This is a genomic window from Pseudoclavibacter terrae (genome assembly GCF_008831075.1).
Classification (GTDB): Bacteria; Actinomycetota; Actinomycetes; order Actinomycetales; family Microbacteriaceae; genus Pseudoclavibacter; species Pseudoclavibacter terrae.
This window is the reverse complement of the sequence record NZ_WBJX01000001.1, coordinates 761,363-778,395: the sequence shown is the minus strand read 5'-3', so window position 1 is coordinate 778,395 and position 17,033 is coordinate 761,363. Positions and strand designations below refer to the sequence as shown.

General features: G+C 70.1%; 16 protein-coding genes. 10 read left to right on the top strand and 6 right to left on the bottom strand.

Translation table 11 applies throughout. The features are described 5' to 3' along the window. Positions 1-3: 3 nt before the first annotated feature. From F8O03_RS03590 to F8O03_RS03560, 7 genes are read left to right on the top strand one after another with little or no spacing between them, the layout of a single operon-like run. The gene (locus F8O03_RS03590; RefSeq protein WP_151422451.1) at positions 4-1,143 is read left to right on the top strand and encodes a glycosyltransferase; all 1,140 of its coding nucleotides are present in this window, start codon (positions 4-6) and stop codon (positions 1,141-1,143) included. Then, positions 1,140-2,207: a glycosyltransferase gene (locus F8O03_RS03585; RefSeq protein WP_151422442.1), complete on the top strand. Its 1,068-nt coding sequence runs from the start codon at positions 1,140-1,142 to the stop codon at positions 2,205-2,207. Before F8O03_RS03590 ends, F8O03_RS03585 begins: the two co-directional genes overlap by 4 nt. Further along, positions 2,204-3,247, top strand: coding sequence for a glycosyltransferase (locus F8O03_RS03580; protein ID WP_151422436.1), 1,044 nt, complete (start codon positions 2,204-2,206; stop codon positions 3,245-3,247). The genes F8O03_RS03585 and F8O03_RS03580 overlap by 4 nt, the downstream gene beginning before the upstream one ends. Next, positions 3,244-4,122 (top strand): glycosyltransferase family 2 protein, encoded by an 879-nt coding sequence (locus tag F8O03_RS03575; protein ID WP_146079181.1) that lies wholly within the window; start codon positions 3,244-3,246, stop codon positions 4,120-4,122. The genes F8O03_RS03580 and F8O03_RS03575 overlap by 4 nt, the downstream gene beginning before the upstream one ends. A gap of 9 nt (positions 4,123-4,131) precedes the next feature. Then, the gene (locus tag F8O03_RS03570) at positions 4,132-4,638 is read left to right on the top strand and encodes a transporter substrate-binding domain-containing protein (protein WP_151422423.1); all 507 of its coding nucleotides are present in this window, start codon (positions 4,132-4,134) and stop codon (positions 4,636-4,638) included. Next, positions 4,635-5,618 (top strand): cation diffusion facilitator family transporter, encoded by a 984-nt coding sequence (locus tag F8O03_RS03565; RefSeq protein ID WP_151422419.1) that lies wholly within the window; start codon positions 4,635-4,637, stop codon positions 5,616-5,618. Before F8O03_RS03570 ends, F8O03_RS03565 begins: the two co-directional genes overlap by 4 nt. Further along, on the top strand, positions 5,615-5,887 hold the full coding sequence (locus tag F8O03_RS03560; RefSeq protein WP_151422413.1) for a GlsB/YeaQ/YmgE family stress response membrane protein: 273 nt from the start codon (positions 5,615-5,617) through the stop codon (positions 5,885-5,887). Before F8O03_RS03565 ends, F8O03_RS03560 begins: the two co-directional genes overlap by 4 nt. Before the next feature lie 72 nt (positions 5,888-5,959). Here F8O03_RS03560 and F8O03_RS03555 read toward each other — a convergent pair whose 3' ends face one another. Together F8O03_RS03555 and F8O03_RS03550 are read right to left on the bottom strand one after the other, a co-directional pair. Further along, on the bottom strand, positions 5,960-7,156 hold the full coding sequence (locus F8O03_RS03555; RefSeq protein WP_151422406.1) for a benzoate/H(+) symporter BenE family transporter: 1,197 nt from the start codon (positions 7,154-7,156) through the stop codon (positions 5,960-5,962). 92 nt (positions 7,157-7,248) lie between these two features. Further along, entirely contained in the window at positions 7,249-8,286 is a 1,038-nt protein-coding gene (locus F8O03_RS03550) for a Y-family DNA polymerase (RefSeq protein WP_151422403.1), read from the bottom strand. A 125-nt stretch (positions 8,287-8,411) separates the two neighbouring features. On the opposite strand from F8O03_RS03550, the gene F8O03_RS03545 reads away from it, so the two are divergent. The 3 genes from F8O03_RS03545 to F8O03_RS03535 are packed head-to-tail and all read left to right on the top strand — an operon-like array spanning position 8,412 to position 11,043. Beyond that, a complete protein-coding gene (locus F8O03_RS03545; protein WP_151422400.1) occupies positions 8,412-9,425 on the top strand; it encodes a proline racemase family protein in 1,014 nt (337 codons plus the stop codon). Next, complete coding sequence (locus F8O03_RS03540) at positions 9,422-10,372, top strand: ornithine cyclodeaminase family protein (RefSeq protein ID WP_151422394.1); 951 nt, start codon at positions 9,422-9,424, stop codon at positions 10,370-10,372. Before F8O03_RS03545 ends, F8O03_RS03540 begins: the two co-directional genes overlap by 4 nt. A gap of 44 nt (positions 10,373-10,416) precedes the next feature. Next, positions 10,417-11,043 carry a GntR family transcriptional regulator gene (locus F8O03_RS03535; RefSeq protein WP_244295887.1) on the top strand — a complete coding sequence of 209 codons (627 nt, stop codon included), beginning with the start codon at positions 10,417-10,419 and terminating at the stop codon, positions 11,041-11,043. A gap of 40 nt (positions 11,044-11,083) precedes the next feature. On the opposite strand, the gene F8O03_RS03530 is transcribed toward F8O03_RS03535, so the two are convergent. The 4 genes from F8O03_RS03530 to acnA are packed head-to-tail and all read right to left on the bottom strand — an operon-like array spanning position 11,084 to position 16,977. Continuing rightward, on the bottom strand, positions 11,084-12,646 hold the full coding sequence (locus tag F8O03_RS03530) for a tripartite tricarboxylate transporter permease (RefSeq protein ID WP_151422381.1): 1,563 nt from the start codon (positions 12,644-12,646) through the stop codon (positions 11,084-11,086). Position 12,647: 1 nt separating this feature from the next. Beyond that, positions 12,648-13,226: a tripartite tricarboxylate transporter TctB family protein gene (locus tag F8O03_RS03525; RefSeq protein WP_151422380.1), complete on the bottom strand. Its 579-nt coding sequence runs from the start codon at positions 13,224-13,226 to the stop codon at positions 12,648-12,650. After that, positions 13,223-14,227, bottom strand: coding sequence for a Bug family tripartite tricarboxylate transporter substrate binding protein (locus tag F8O03_RS03520; protein ID WP_151422379.1), 1,005 nt, complete (start codon positions 14,225-14,227; stop codon positions 13,223-13,225). Before F8O03_RS03520 ends, F8O03_RS03525 begins: the two co-directional genes overlap by 4 nt. Positions 14,228-14,268: 41 nt before the next feature. Next, entirely contained in the window at positions 14,269-16,977 is a 2,709-nt protein-coding gene (gene acnA / locus F8O03_RS03515) for an aconitate hydratase AcnA (RefSeq protein ID WP_244295885.1), read from the bottom strand. Positions 16,978-17,033: the final 56 nt, after the last annotated feature.

Sequence of the window (17,033 nt, the reverse complement as noted above, 5' to 3'; positions counted from 1 at the left end):
GGGGTGCCATCCCCCAGAAGCTCAGACGTCGACGACGACCTCCGTCGAACCATCCGGATTGCGAGCGTCCCCGCAGGACACGTCTACGTCAGGCACCTCTCGACCGTCACACCCGATCCATCACGCGCCACCGTCGTCCGACTCCCGGACCCCCACCCCGATGGCTCCGCTCGGATCGCAGCCGAGCGCTGGTGGCCACCGCGCATGCTGGAGCCGGAGTGGATCACAGACCACGCCGACGAGTTCGACGTCTTCCACGTGCACTTCGGATTCGACGCGCTCTCGCCGGACGTGCTCGCCGAGATCGTGGATGCACTCCGCCGCGAAGGCAAGCCGCTCGTGTACACCGTGCACGACCTCACGAACCCGCACCACGCGACGCCCGAGGCCCACATCGCGCACCTCGACATCCTGATCCCCGCGGCGGATGAGCTCATCACCCTCACGGAAGGGGCTGCGGACGAGGTCGAACGACGGTGGGGCAGACGACCGGTCGTGATCCCTCACCCGCACATCGTCGAACCTGCTGAAGTCGAGACCGTTCGTGCGGAGCGGGCGGACACGAGCGGCGAGTTCCACGTGGGCGTGCACGCGAAGAGCCTGCGGGCGAGCATGGAGCCGCTGCCCGTCATCGAGGCGCTCGCCGAGCTGGCGCGTGTCGAGCCGTCGATCGTCGTCCACGTCAACGGGCACCGTGAGATCCTCGATCCGGATGGGGTCAAGTACGAAGAGACGCTCGCCTCGCGCCTGCGGGAGCTCGCGGACTCGGGCAGCATCAGGCTGCGCATCCACGACTATCTGAGCGACGCCGAGCTGTGGCGCTACCTGGCTTCGCTCGACGCGTCGGTGCTCCCCTACCGCTTCGGGACGCACTCGGGGTGGTTGGAGGCGTGCCTCGACCTCGGCACGGCCGTCATCGCCCCCGACGTGGGCTTCTACGAGGATCAGGGGCCGGTCTTCACGTACCGGCGCGCGTCCGACGCACTCGACGCCGATTCGCTGCGGGACGCGGTGCTCGCCGCGTCCCGAGCCGTCACACCTCGCCACGCACCCGAGTTCCGGGCGTCGCAGCGAGACGAGATCGCGGCCGCACATGCCGACATCTACGAGGCAGTGCTGACTCGAGTGCGGGTGGCCCAATGAGGATCTGCGTCATCGGCCCCTCGCGCTTCCCCATCAGAGAGCCATTCGCCGGTGGTCTCGAGGCGCACACGCACGCGTTGATCACGGCGCTCAAGCGCCGCGGTCACCAGGTCACGCTGTTCGCGGCCCCCGGCTCCGACCCCAGTCTCGGCGTGGAGTTCCTCGACGTCGCGGACTTCTCGATGAGCGACACCGCACGGCGCGACGTCGGAGCCATGCCGGCCGAGTGGATGAGCGAGCATCACGCATACCTCTCGCTCATGGTGGATCTCGCCCGGAACTCGCGCGACCGGTTCGACGCGGTCCTCAACGTGAGCATCCACCACCTCCCCGTGGCCATGTCGGGACTGCTCGATGTTCCCGTCGTCACCACGCTGCACACTCCTCCCGTCGGCTGGATCGAGTCGGCGGTGCGGGTCGACGGGTCCGCCAGCACGTTCGTCGCGGTCAGCTCCCACATGCGGGAGGCGTGGTCGGACAGCATCGACTGCTCGGTGATCCTCAATGGCGTGGACACCGAGCGCCTTCGTCCAGGCGACGGAGGCGGGCCAGCGTTCTGGTCGGGGCGCATCGTGCCGGAGAAGGGACTCGAGTTCGCGATCGACGCCGCCAACCTCGCCGGCGTCCCACTGGACATCGCGGGTCCCGCCTACGACAGCGGCTACTTCGAGTCCGCGATCCGCCCGCGACTCAGCGGGAGCGTCCGCTACCTCGGGCACCTCGACCATGATGTTCTCTTCGAGCATCTCCGTCGGGCGAGCGTCACGCTCGTGACCCCGCGCTGGGACGAACCGTACGGGCTCGTGGCCGCTGAGTCGCTCGCCGCGGGCACCCCCGTGGCCGCGTTCGACCGCGGTGCGCTGCGCGAGATCCTCGACGACCGCAGCGGACGCCTCGCCGCCGCTGACAGCATCCACGCACTCGCAGCCGCCCTGCTGCAGGCGGCGGACCTGCCCCGAGCAGGCGCGCGGGAACGCGCGGTGACCTTCTGCTCGCTCGAGCGGATGGTCGACGAGTACGAAGCGCTGCTGCGCTCGGTGACAGAAGGGCGGGTAGCCGCATGACCATCTCGGGCGCAAACGGCGCGAACACCGGCGACTCGGCGGCCACGGGCACCATCGGCTACTACGTCCACCATCAGGGCGGCGGACACGCGCGCCGTGCGCTCGCCATCGCCCGTGAGTGCTCGCTCCCGGTCACCGGGCTCTCGACGCTCGCGAAGCCCGACGCGTGGCTCGGCCCCTGGGTTCGGCTCGAGCGCGACGACATGGCGCTCTCGCCCCTCGAGCCGACCGCGAACGGCGCGCTGCACTGGGCACCCGTCGACGACGAGGGCATGCGGCGTCGCATGGCCCGCATCTCCGCCTGGATCGCAGAGACCGCCCCCACCGTCTTCGTCTCCGACGTCTCCGTCGAGGTGGCCGCGCTGGCGAGGCTCCACGGGGTTCCCGTCGTCTCGGTGGCGCTCCCCGGGGTGCGCACCGACGCGCCGCACACGCTGGGCTTCGGCCTGTCCGATGCGATCCTCGCGGCCTGGCCCGTCGGCATCACCGGAATGCTGCCAGGCGTTCCCTCCCACATCGAAGCGCGCATCCACCAGGTCGGCGCGATCTCGGCCGCTGAGCGAGGCCACGGCGCCGGTCCCAGCCCCATCAGGCGCGTGCTCGTGCTCGCCGGTTCCGGCGGCGGCGGAATGACGTCGGCGCAGATCCGCGAAGCGAAACGACAGACGCCGGGGGTCGAGTGGGACGAGATCGGGACGACGCCGGGCAACCGCGTCGCCGACCCGGGCCCACGCATCCGCGAGGCGTCGCTGGTCATCACGCACGCGGGCCAGGGTGCGATCGCGGATGTCGCCGCGGCGCAGGTCCCCGCGATCGTCGTGCCGCAGCCCCGACCCCACGACGAGCAGATCACGTCGGCGCGCGTGCTCGCGGCGACGCCGAACCTTCCGGTCATCGTGGCCGAGACGTTCGACCGCGACGACTGGGCGGGGCTCCTCGACGCCGCGTCCGAGCTCGACGGCAGACAGTGGGCGACGTGGAACGACGGGGGCGGCGCGCTGCGAGCGGCCGCGCTGCTCGATCGGATGGCGAGCCGATGAAGACCGCCACCATCACGCTGGCGCACGGGCGCCATCGTCATCTGCTGGAGCAGCGACGGGGGCTCCTCAGGCAGTCGGTGCCCGCGGACGATGCCATCGTCATCGCGATGGGCGATCCGCAGATCGCTGAGCTCATCTCCGACGGCCTGCTGCCCGGAACGACCGTCGAGATGCCCGCAGATGCGAGCGTGCTCCCCCTCGCCGCCGCGCGCAACGAAGGCGCGCGGGTCGCACTGGAGCGGGGAGCCGAGCTGCTCGTGTTCCTCGACGTGGACTGCATCCCCGGCCGTGGGCTCGTCGAGGCCTACCAGGACGCGGCGCAGGATCCGCGCTGGGCGTCGAGCCTGCTCAGCGGCCCGGTCACCTACCTCGAGCCCCCTGGGCCGAACGGCTACGACGCGGAACGCGTGGAGCTGAAGGACGCCCCGCATCCCGCTCGCCCCGCCCCGGCGGCTGGCGAGGTGCAGCTCGGTGAGGACCGCAACCTCTTCTGGTCGCTCTCCTTCGCCGTGACCGCCGACAACTGGCGTCGCATCGGCGGCTTCCACGAGGGCTACCGCGGGTACGGCGCCGAGGACACCGACTTCGCGCGAGTCGCGGGGAACCTGGGCGTGGGGCTCGCCTGGGTCGGCGGTGCGCGCGCCTACCACCAGTGGCACCCCACCTCGAATCCGCCGGTTCAGCACCTTCACGACATCGCACGAAACGCGAACCTGTTCCGCGAGCGCTGGCGGGTGTGGCCGATGGTCGGCTGGCTGCGGGCGTTTCGCGAGCTCGGCCTCCTCGAGGGCGGTCTCGGCGACGAGCCATGCGTCGTCGTCCAGGAACCCGGCCAGCCGCGGAGTGCTGAGCTCGAGCACAGCGACAACTCCTAACCTGATGACATGGCTCTGCGCTTCTGGGAGTTGACGAGAGTGCGGCGGGCGATCGCCGCGGTGGTGGCGGTCGCGACCGCCGTGCTGATGCTGTGCGGGTGCGGGATGAGCGTCCCGACCGACCCGGACGGGACCCTCGACCGGGTTCGTGGCGGTGAGCTCCGCGTCGGCATCTCCCATAACCCTCCGTTCACTGGGATCGCCGAGGGGGCGGACCCGACCGGCGTTGAAGTCGAGCTCGTGGACGGGTTCGCCGACGAGCTCGGCGCCTCGATCACGTGGGTCGACGGCTCCGAGGCCGCGCTTGTCCAGGGGCTCGAGGACGGCACGCTCGACCTCGCAATCGCCGGCTTCCGCGACGACTCCCTCTACGTCGACAAGGCCGGTTCGACGCAGCCGTTCCTGGAGACCGAGGACGCCGCGGGCGGCAAGGTCTCCCACGTGATGCTCACCCCCATGGGCGAGAACGCCTTCCTCGTCGAACTCGAGACGTACCTCGCCGAGGCGACCTCATGAGCGACGCCCACGACGAGGTCCGCAGGAAGGCGATCCGGCTCGAGTGGATCACGATCGGCTTCCTGGCCGTCACCGTCACACTCGTCTACCTGGTGCTCGGCAACTCACAGGCCATGAAAGCCGCCTGGCTCGAGGACATGCTGTCGTTCATCCCGCCGTTCGCGTTCCTCCTCGCCGCTCGCATCAGCCGAAGGGCCGCGACGGTCGAGCATCCGTACGGCTACCACCGGGCCGTGGGCATCGGGCACCTCGTGTCCGGCATCGCACTGACCTCGATGGCCGTGTTCCTGATCGTCGACTCGAGCTCCGGGCTGCTCGCACAGGAGCACCCCACGATCGGCTCAGTCGAGCTGTTCGGGCAGCAGATCTGGCTCGGCTGGCTGATGATCGGCGTCATGCTCTTCATCGCGTGGCCACCGGTCATCATCGGGCACCACAAGATGAAGCTCGCCGCGAAGCTGCACGACAAGGTGCTGTACGCCGACGCCGACATGAACAAGGCCGACTGGCAGACAGCGGTCGGATCGGCCGTCGGGGTCGCGGGGATCGGCATCGGCATCTGGTGGCTCGACTCCGTCGCGGCGCTCTTCATCTCGGCGAGCATCCTCTATGACGGGGTTCGCAACCTCCGCATCGCGGTGCTCGACCTCATGGATGAGCAGGCGCGCACCTACGACGGGGAGCGCCCGCACCCGCTGGCGGGGCAGCTCAACACGTTCGTGGAGGCGCGCGACTGGGTGGCGGATGTCGGGTGCCGGGTGCGCGACCAGGGGCATGAGCTGCAGGCGGAGGTGTTCATCGTGCCGCGCGACGGCGTTGCACTCGAGTTGGCGGAACTGCAGCGCCTCACGGAGGATTGTCGTGGGCTCGACTGGAAGCTGCGGGATGTCGTCCTCGTTCCGGTCGCAGAGCTCCCGCCGTTCGCGTACCGGGAGCTGAAGCCCATCGAATCGTCCCAAGAACCTCAGGAGCACGCGTGAGCTACTTCGCCTTTCTCGCCATCGGCCTACTCGCGGGGGTGGTCGCGAAGCGCTTCCTCCCGACTCGCCGTCGGGACGACTGGATTGCGCCGCTCTTCGTCGGCGCGCTGGGTGCGCTCTTCGGCGGCTGGCTCGGCAGCGTGCTCTTCTGGAGCAGCACGAGCGACCCCTTCTCCCTGCCGAACTGGACCTCCGCGATCGTGGGTGCGGTCGCCGCGCTCGCCGTCTTCCTCGTGGTCGTGAGGCTCACCGCGCCGCGCAACGACTGAGCACTTCGCCCCGGTCGGCACCAGTCAGCGGCGGACTTCTGGTCGTCATTCCACGGTCGTGGCGACCCCAACTCAGCTCTGGGCGGGCGCACGACGCGGGCGCACGACGAAGCGCACGACGAGGCCGGCGACCAGCGCCCAGAAGGCCGCGCTGATACCCCCGATGGCGATGCCGGACGCGGCGGTCGCGAACGCGACGACGGCCGGCACGAGTTCCCCGGTCTCGGCGAGGGCGGCCTTGAGCGAGGAGGCGAGCGTGCCGATCAGCGCGAGTCCGGCGACGGCGGCGATGACACCGGCCGGGGCGAGGAGCACCAGCGCGCCGAACGCAGCGGACGCGACGCCGAGGACTATGACGACGACCCCGTTGGTGACGCTGGCGATCCACCGGCGCGAACGGTCCTCCCCGGCCTCCGGGCCGGCCGCGAGGGCGGCGCTGATGGCGGCGAGATTGATGGCGTGCCCTCCTGCCGGGGCTCCAGCGACGGTGCCGATGCCCGTCACGAGGAGTGAGCGACGCCAGGGGACCTCGTAGCCGAGGCCCTTCATGACGGCGACGCCCGGCACGTTCTGGGACGCCATCGTCACGAGGTACAGGGGCAGCGCGATGCCGATCATCCCGGTGACGGAGAGCTCTGGTGCCGTGAACTGGATGCGCGGCGCCAGGTCGGCAGCGTCGATCGTCGCCCCGGAGGCAACGATGTGCACGCCGATGACGATCGCGGCGACGAGGAACGCGATGGGCGCGGCCCAGCGCGGCAGGAAGCGCAGCGCGAGCAGCCAGGCGACGACGACCGGCGCCACGGCGAGCGGGTTCTCGGCCATGCCGGTGATCGGGCCGAGGCAGAGCTGGAACAGCACCCCCGCGAGCATGGCCTGGGCGACGGAGACGGGGATCCGCGCCACCACGGCGCCGAGCTGCGGGATGAGGCCCGTGACGATGATGAGGATGCCCGTGACGAGGAACGCGCCGACGGCGACGGGCCACCCGCCCTCGAGCGTGCCCGTCGCCGCGAGCAGCGCCGCTCCCGGCGTGGACCAGGCGACCGTGATGGGCTGGCGGGTCCAGGTCGCGAGGAGGATGCAGCCGAGGCCCATGGTGACGCTCACCGCGAGGAGCCCGCTCGACGCCTGGTCTGCGCTGGCGCCGACGGCGGTCAGGCCGGTCAGCACGACGATGAACGAGCTCGTGAACGCGACGAGCGCCGACACGACGCCGGCAGAGACGGGGCGCAGGATGCCCTCGCGCGGCTCGACGGTGCTGCTCATCGTGGGCTCCTCGTCTCGTCCGCTCGCGCATCCCGCGATCTGCAGTTCAGCGTAGAGGCAGGGTGGCGGGCGGACGAAACCGCGCGGAGGCCTCAGAAGAGCGTCGGCTGCACCAGTTCGACGGGCAGGAGGCCCGTGAGGGTCACGCTGGCCGACTCGATCTCGGTCGCCTTCGAGGCGACGAGCAGCCGCTCGGCCACGGGCATCCACACGTCGAACGAAGCGCTGGAGTCGATGCCCTGATACTTCTCACGAATGGGGCCGAGACCGGTCGGGCGCAGCTCCAGCTTGATGCCGGTCGCGCTGAGGCCGGCGCGGGTGGCGCGGTGGCAGACGCGTTCGACGCAGCCCTCGACGACCTCGACGGGCGTGCGATCCGCGCGGGCGTACCCGGACGTCGACGACTCGGAGGTGAGCGTCGTTCGGTGCCTGATGGGCGAGATCATGGCCTCGTCCGTGCCGGCGCGGATGCGCCACAGCCGTCTCGCCATGGCCGTGCCGCACACGCGGAGCAGCTCGTCGCGCGGGATGACGTCGACGTCGCCGATGCGCGCGACGCCCAGCTTGATGAGCCTCGCCTCGGTGCGGGATCCGATGCCCCAGACGTCGCCGATGGGCAGCTCCGTGCGCAGCTCGAGTTCGCGCACCGGGTCGATGACGTGCACCCCGTCGGGCTTCGCGTTGCGTGACGCGAGCTTCGCCATCAGCTTCGTGCGGCCGATGCCGACGCTGACCGGGATGCGCAGCTCGGTGGCGGCACGCCGTCGCAGCTCGTGCGCCACCTCGAGCGCTGCCTCTGGCATCGTCGCTCCGACATCGAGGAACGCCTCCTCGATGGAGCCGGGCTCGATGCCTTTGGCGACCGAGTCGAAGAGGGCGAAGAGCGCATCCCCCACCGCCTCGACCTCCTGCCGGTAGGACTCGACGAGGAGGATGCGCGGGCACAGCTCTCGAGCTTCGGTCACGAGCATGCCCGCGTGGATGCCGTACTCGCGGGCCGGGTAGTTGGCGCTCGCGATGAAGAGGTGCGCCACTGCGGCGACGGGCTTGGCCGCGAGCTCTGGCCGATCCCGCAGGGCGACCGAAGCGAAGAACGCATCGGCGTCGGCATGGAGCAGGTACGAGTTCATGACCCCGCCATCGTACCTATGTTCTAGGTCAACTTCGAAGCACGTGCGCGTCGCGTGTCAGACCCCTCGCTCGTGCGCCTGACACCGCGTAGTGTTATTGCAATTGCAATCGACGGGGAGGCATCATGCGCGAACGAATCGCGACGATCGACTACCACACGGCCGGCGAGCCGTTCCGGATCGTCCCGGACCTCGGCATCCCGATCGACGGCGATGACGTCGCCAGCAGGCGCGTCTTCGCCGCAGCCTCCCCCGAGGTCGACCGTGCCCGTCGCCTCCTCTGCTTCGAACCGCGAGGGCACGCCGACATGTACGGCGGATTCATCGTCGAGCCGGACGACGCCGGCGCTCACCTCGGGGTGCTCTTCTGGCACAAGGACGGCTTCTCGACGGCCTGCGGACACGGCACGATCGCTCTCGGCGTGTGGGCGATCGAGAGCGGACTCGTGGCCGCCCACGAGAGCGGGACGACGGACGTCATCATCGACGTCCCCTCGGGGCGCGTGACGGCCCGCGTCCACACAGCCGTCGATGGCACCGTCACCGGGGCAGACTTCATCAACGTGCCCGGGTACGTGCTCGCGCGACGGGTGCCCGTGCAGACGTCCCGCGGCGAAGTGCTCGCCGACATCACCTTCGCAGGGGCCATCTACGCGCAGGTCGACGCGACCGCGGTCGGGCTGTCCATCGAGCCGGAGGACGTGAGCGAGGTCATCGCGTTCGGCCGCGAGGTGAAGTGGCTCCTGAACGACTCGGCGCACGCCGAGCATCCGAGCGACCGACGCCTGAGCGGCATCTACGGCACGATCCTGTACTCGGACCACAGCGCGGACGGCGTCGTGCACCAGCGCAACGCGACCGTCTTCGCCGACGGAGAGCTCGACCGCTCGCCCTGCGGGTCTGGCACGTGCGCGCGGGTCGCCACGCTGACCGAGGACGGCACGCTGCCCGTCGGCGCAGAGCTGGTGCACGACTCGATCGTGGGCTCGCGGTTCCTGGCGCGGGTCGTGGCGGAAGGCGTCGAGGCCGGGCACCGGGCGACGACGACCCAGGTCTCCGGCATCGCCCACAAGACCGGGGAGCACGTCTTCGAGGTCGACCCTCGCGATGACATGACCCCCGGGTTCGTGCTGCGATGAGCGCGCGCATCCCATTCCTCGAGGCGAGCGACGTCGAGGCCCTGCTCACGCCCACGGCGGCCGTGGATGCGCTGCGCCGTGCCCTCGCGGACGGCTTGCGTCCCGAGACCGACCACGCACGCATCTTCGAGCAGCTCGATGGCGGCGAGTTCCTGCTCATGCCCGCGGAGACGGCAACGAGCACCGGCATCAAGGTGCTCACGATCGCGCCCGACAACCCCGCGAGGGGCCTCGCGCGCATCCAGGGCCTCTACGTGCTGTTCGACTCTGCGACGCTCAGCCCGCGCGCGCTCATCGACGGGCCCGCGCTCACCGACATCCGCACGTCCGCGGTCTCGGTCGCCGCGATCAGGGATGCGCTCGAGCGTGACTCCGGAACGCTGGACATCGTCGTGTTCGGGGCGGGCCCGCAGGCCCGAGCGCACGTGCGCACCGTCCGCGCGGTGCTCGAGGGCACTCGCCGCGTCGGCAGCGTCACCTCGGTGGTCCGCTCCCCAGCGCGCGTGACGACGGGCACTGACTTCGATGCGGTCCTGGCGGCGGGCAGCGAGGAGGCCGCGGCCGCGACTCGTGCCGCTGGGCTCATCCTCTGCACGACGACGGCCTCGACTCCGCTGTTCGACGACGAGGTCGTGCGCGACGACGCGGTCGTCGTCGCCGTGGGCTCGCACTCGCCGGACGCGCGCGAGCTGCCGGGGGCCCTGCTCGGGCGGTCGGACGTGATCGTCGAGGAGATCGGCGCGGCGCTCCGCGAGTGCGGCGACGTGGTGCTGGCGATCGACGAAGGGCACCTCGCTGCCGACGACCTCATCCCGATGGGTGACCTCGTGCGAGGCGACCGCGGACTTCTCGGCGAGCGCCCGGTCGTGTTCAAGAGCGCCGGCATGTCCTGGGAGGACCTCGTGCTCGCGCAGGCGATCGCCGACGCCGACGGGCGTCGAGAATGAGCTCGGCCGGCTCCAGCACTTCCGGCGGGGGTCGCCGAGATTCCGTGCGACAACGGGTGGCGGCGGAGCTGCGGGCGGCGCTCGTCGGCGGAGATCTCGCTCCCGGACAGGTGTACTCGGCGCCCGCCCTGGCAGCCCGCTTCGACTCGTCGGCGACCCCCGTGCGCGAGGCGATGCTCGACCTGGCGCGCGACGGGATGGTCGAGGTCGTCCCGAACACGGGGTTCCGGGTGACGGAGGTCACGCGAGCCGAGCTCGACAACCTCGCGGAGGTGCGCCTGCTGCTCGAAGTGCCCGTCATGGGCGACATCGCCGAGTTCCACAGCGACGACGACGCCACGCGCATCCGAACGCTCCGCCGTCTCGTGGAGGCGATGAAGCGAGCGGAGGAGGCCAACGACATGGTGGCGTACCTCACCGCCGACACCGAGTTCCACACCGCGTTCCTGACCCTGCACGGCAACCCCGAGCTCGTGCAGATCGTGCGTCGCGCCCGCGAGCGCAGCCGCCTCCACAACCTGGTGCCGCTCGCCGAGGCCGGCCAGCTCACCGCATCCACCCTCGAGCACGAGCAGATGATCGAGGCGGCCCTCGACGGCGACCGCGAGCGGATGCAGGAGATCGTCGCGCGGCACATCGGGCATGTGCGGGGCGAGTGGGCGACCGCGTGAGAAGACCGGCAGCCTGGGCTGCCGGCCTCCCCGCGACGCGCTAGTCGCGGCGCTTCTTGCCGGACACCTCGAAGTTCGTCTCGCGTGTGGTCTGGAACTCGACGTTCTTCGGCCGGTACGAGCGCACCCGCCCGACGATCGTGAAGGCGATGACCCCGGCCAGGACGACGTAGAGCGCGACGGCGATGGGGCTCGAGAAGAAGACCGAGTAGTCGCCGCCCGAGCTGAGGAGCGCGTCCCGCACATTCGTCTCCGTGAGCGGCCCGAGCACCATCCCGATCATGAGCGGCGCGAGCGGGATGCCGAACCGGCGCATGGCGAAGCCGAGCAGGGCGAGCAGCAGGAGCATCCACAGGTCGAAGATCGACGCGGACGTCGCGAAGATGCCCATCGCGCAGAACACCGCGATACCCGGGTAGAGGTACTGCTTCGGGATGTCGGCGAGCTTCGCCCAGAGCGGTGCGAGCGGCAGGTTGAGCAGCAGCAGCACGACCATGGCGATGAAGAAGCTCGCGAGCAGGCCCCAGACGAGGTCGGGTGCCCGCTCGAAGAGCAGCGGCCCCGGCTGGATGCCGTACTGCTGGAAGGCCGCGAGCATGATCGCGGCGGTCGAGGAGACAGGCAGCCCGAGAGCGAGCAGCGAGGCCATGGCGGTACCCGTCGTCGCGTTGCCTGCCGCCTCCGGGGCGGCGAGACCGCGGATGGCACCTTTGCCGAACTCGGGATCCTTCCGGCGGCTGTCGATCTTCTTCTCCAGGGTGTAGGCCATGAACGTGGGCACCTCGGAGCCGCCGACCGGGATGACGCCGAAGGGCAGGCCGATGCCGGTGCCGCGGATCCAGGCCGGGAGCGCGTTGAAGAACTCGACGCGGGAGAGGCGCGGCGTGCGGCTCGACATCATCGAGACGTTCGCCGGTTCGCGGCGGGCCCGGGAGGCGACGCGGAAGACCTCGCCGAGCGCGAGCACGGCGACGGTCACCGTGACGAGCGAGATGCCGTCGAACAGCTCGGGCACGCCAGCCGTGAAGCGCTCGGTGCCGGTCACCGAGTCGATGCCGATGACGGAGATGCCGAGGCCGAGCGTGAGGCTCGCGAGTCCGGCGACCACGGAGTCGGCGACGATCGACGACGTGGCGATGAAGGCGAAGAGCGCGAGCGCCACGTATTCGGCTGGCCCGAAGTTCGACGAGAGCTCCGCGAGTGCCGGCGCGAGGAAGACGACCGCGATCGACGACACGAAGCCGCCGATGAACGCCCCGATGGCGGCCGTCGCGAGTGCTTGTGGCGCCCGCCCGGCCTTCGCCATAGCGTGCCCCTCGAACGTCGAAGCGATCGCCGACGACGAGCCGGGAGTGTTCATGAGGATGGCCATCGTCGAGTCGCCGAAGAGGCCGCCGAAGTAGACGCCGGCGAAGAGGATGAACGCCCCCGTCGGGTCGAGCGCGAACGTCATCGGCAGCAGGAGCGCGACCGCCATGGACGAGCCGAGGCCGGGGAGGACGCCGACGGCGGTGCCGAGGAGGCAGCCGATGAGCACCCACATGAGGTTGATCGGGGTCAGTGCCCCTTCGAAGCCGCCGAGGAGGCTGTTGATGATGTCCATGTCAGATCCCTCCGCCGAAGATCGATCCGGCTGGCAGGTTCACCGAGAGGAGCCCGGCGAACAGCAGGTACAGCACTGATGAGAAGGTGAGCGAGACGAGGATGTCCCGCAGCGGGGTGGGTGACGCGAACGCTCGCGCCATGGTCCAGAACAGCAGGCCGGCCGCGATGATCCAGCCGAGCGGCTGCAGCAGCAGGATGAAGGCGACGAACCCGCCGACCGCCCACGCGACGCGAGACCAGTCGCTGTACCAGCGCGGACCGCCCTGGCCGAGCACGCTGATCTCGGCGGTGCGCAGGTCGCTGTGCACGTCCTCTGGCAGCTGCGGCTTCCGGATGATGCCGATCGCCAGCAGCACGGCGAACAGGTACAGGAGCGCGATGATCGCGCCGGGGAAGAACCCGGGGCCGGGCGGGTCCGTATCGGGAGCGACGTCCATGGTCAGCTGGCCGTAGAGGAGGTAGCTGGCGAAGGCCGCCAGGATGCCGGGGAAGATGAGCCCGGACCGGCCGGTCCACCAGCTCTGCTTGGCGCCCCCGGTGTCGACGTCGTCGAGATGCGTCTCGGTGTGTGCGGTCACAGTCCCAGCTCCTCAAGCAGTGCCTCGGTTCGGGCCATGTCCTCGACGAGGAAGGCGTCGAGTTCCGGCCCTGTCAGCCAGGAGTCCTCCCAGCTCAGTCGAGTCAGCACTTCCTGCCACTCGTCGCTCTCCCGCAGCTCGCTGAAGATCTCGAGCTGCTGCTGGAAGGCCTCGTCGCTCACCCCGGGGGCGGCGAGCAGTCCGCGCCAGTTGGCGACCTCGACGTCATAGCCCTGCGACATGATCGTCGGGATGTCCACGCCTTCCAGCTCCTCCGCCCCGCTGACCGCGAGCGCTCGCACTCGGCCGGCCTCGATCTGGTCGGAGACGTCGTTGTAGCCGGTCGCGACCGCATCCACCGTTCCGTTCAGCAGCGCTTGGATCGCCTCGCCACCACCGGACTTCGGGATGTAGGTCAGCTCCGCCGGTGGGATGCCGGCGGCCTGCGCGAGCTCGGCGATGAGGAGGTGGTCGATGGTGCCGGCGGACCCTCCCGACCACGGGATGGCCTTCGGGTCGGCGGCCCACGCATCCACGAGCTCCTCGAGGGTCGTGTACGGGGAGTCGGCCGGCACGATGATCACGTCGTAGTCCTCCGCGAACTTCGCAACCGGCCGGACGTCGTCGAAGCCGACCGGTGAGTCGTTGAGCGCGATTCCGCCGGTCATGCCTGACCCGGTCACGAGGAGGGTGTCACTGCGGCCCGTCATCGTCGTGAAGGTCCCGAGCCCGATGGTTCCGGCGGCACCCGGGATGTTGACGACCTGCACGTTGCCGACGAGGCCGGTCGCGCGGAGTGCCTGCTGCTGCTCGCGCGCGAACCCGTCCCAGCCGCCACCGGGGCCGGCGGGCGCGATGAGCGTGAGGTTCGCGCTGACGTCCTCGGCCGCGGATGAGCGGCTGATGGACAGCGCCGTGGCCGAGGCGACGATCGCCACGGCGCAGGCTCCGACGACGACGTTGATGACGCGTCGGAGCGTTGATCTGGGTGTCTTTGACATGAAACTCCGTTGTTTCCTGTGATGGAGGTGGCGTGGGCGGTTCAGCCCGTTGGTGTGGCGAGGACGGTGGTGCCGCCCTTCTCGGTGATGTCTGGCTTCTGCGTGTGCCGCGAGGCCGCCCGCTCGAGCGCGTACGGCAGTACGCCGCCCGAACGGAGGTAGCGCTGCTCGAGCGAGGTGTCGACGCGTGCGCGCACGACGAACGAGGTGACGCTGCCGGTGTCGGGATGCACCGCGACCACCTCGAGGTGGTCAGGCACGTCAGCGTCGGCCGCGAGGCCGCGGATGCTGAAGCGCTCGCTGCCGTCGAGCCCGAGCGTGTCGGCGTTCGTCCCCTCCTCGAACTGCAGCGGGAGCACGCCCATGCCGACCAGGTTGGAGCGGTGGATGCGTTCGAAGGACTGTGCGATCACGGCCCGGACCCCCAGCAGGCGGGTGACCTTCGCGGCCCAGTCCCGGGACGATCCGGTTCCGTACTCGCGGCCGGCGAGCACGATGAGCGGGATGCCGGCGTCGGCCGCGGCGTCTGCGACGGCGTGGATCTCGCGGATGGGCGCCGTCGCCGCAGGCTCACCCGCCAGGAAGTCGCGGGTGCTCCCGCCGTTGCCTGCTGGTACCAGGCGGTTGACGAGGCGGGTGTTCGTGAAGCCGCCGAGCTTCATGACGCGCCAGTTGCCGCGCCGTGAGGCGTAGCTGCTCAGGTCCCGGGCACCGACGCCGAGCTCGGTCAGGTGCCGGCCCGCCGCGCTGGCGGCCGGTATGCGCCCGGCGGGACAGATGTGGTCGGTCGTCACCGAGTCCTCGAGGAACATGAGCACTCTCGCGCCCTCGATGTCGGTGCTGCCAGCCGCGGCGTCGAGCTCGAGGAAGGGCGGCCGCTGCAGATAGGTCGAATCCTGGTCCCAGTCGAAGCCGTCGCCGCCCGGAGCATCCAACCCCTGCCAGTTCTCGTCGCCGTCGAAGATGGTCGAGTAGGCGTCGGTGTACATCTCGGGGTCGATGGAGCTCGAGACGGCCTGCTGGATCTCCTGGTCACTCGGCCAGAGGTCGGCGAGGTAGACCGGAGCTCCGGCCTCATCGTGCCCGAGCGGGTCACGCGTCAGGTCGACGTGCATCGTGCCGACGAGCGCGTAGGCGACGACGAGCGGCGGCGAGGTCAGGAAGTTCATGCCGACGTCGTTGTTGATGCGGCCGTCGAAGTTGCGGTTGCCGGACAGGACGGAGGCGACGACGATGCCGTCCTGCTCGATACCGCCGAGCACCTCGGGAAGGAGGTCACCCGAGTTGCCGATGCAGGTCATGCAGCCGAACCCGACGAGCCCGAACCCGAGCTCCTCGAGCGGTGACATGAGCCCGGCCTTCGCGAGATAGTCGGTGACGACTCGGGACCCGGGGGCGAGGCTCGTCTTGACCCACGATTTCGATTGCAGGCCGCGTGCCCTGGCGTTTCGAGCGAGCAGTCCGGCCGCCATCATGACTGCAGAGTTCGACGTGTTGGTGCACGAGGTGATGGATGCGATCGCGACGGCGCCGTCGGGGACGGCGCGGTCTTGCTCACTGGACGCGAGCGGCGCGATCAGATGCGCCTCCGCGAGGGCACGCTGGGCCGCTGCGGGTGCATCCGCAAGCTCGATGCGGTCCTGCGGGCGCCGCGGGCCGGCCAGGCTCGGGGTGATGCCATCGAGGTCGACGACGACCCGGCGGTCGTAGTCGGCCGGGCAGCCCGGGTCGCTCCACAGCCCCTGGGCCCGCGCGTAGGTCTCCACGAGGCTCGCCTGCCGCTCGCTTCGCCCCGTCATGAGCAGGAACTCGATCGTCGCGTCGTCGATCGGGAAGATCGCCGACGTCGAGCCGAACTCCGGACTCATGTTGGCGATCGTGCAGCGCGTCGCAAGCGAGACCTCGGCGACGCCCGGCCCGTGGAACTCGACGATGCTGCCGACCACGCCGAGGGCACGCATCCGCTCGGTGAGCGTCAGCACCAGGTCCGTCGCCGTCACGCCTGGTCGAAGGCGCCCGACGAGCTCGACGCCCACGACGGGCGGGATGAGCATCGTGACAGGCTCGCCGAGCATGGCGGCCTCGGCCTCGATGCCGCCGACGCCCCACGCCAGGACGGAGAGGCCGTTCACCATCGTGGTGTGGGAGTCGGTGCCCGCGACGGTGTCGGGGAACGCGCGGCCGTCGCGCACCGTGACGACGTCGGCGAGGTACTCGACGTTGACCTGATGCATGATCCCGGCGCCGGGCGGCACAACCTCCAGCCCCGAGAAGGCCTCGCGGCCCCACTTGATGAAACGGTAGCGCTCGGCGTTGCGCTCGTACTCGCGGCGCACGTTGAGTGCTGGGGCATCCGGCCGTCCGAAGAAGTCGGTGACGACGGAGTGATCGACCGTCAGCTGCGCCGGCACCTCGGTGTCGAGCAGCGCTGGGTCCATGCCCTTGGCCGCGAAGGCGTCCCGCATCGCCGCCAGGTCGGTGAGCACGGGCACGCCGTTCGTGTCGTGCAGGAAGACGCGAGAGGGGTGGAACGCGATGTCGTGCGTGCCAGCTCCCCCGGCGACGAGCGCGTCGATGTCGCGTTGCGTCACGACTTCGCCGTCCTGGTGCCTGAGCAGATTCTCGAGGATGATGCGGTGCGCGAACGGCAGTCGTTCAGCCCCGGGGACCGCCGTGATGGGCCAGATCTCGAGGTCGCCGTACGCCGTGGCGAGAACCGTCGTCGTCGTCGTTTCGGTGTCGGTCAGCACGCTTTCTCCGTCTCGTCGCACGTTGTAGGTTATAGGCTCGATGCTACACGATGGCG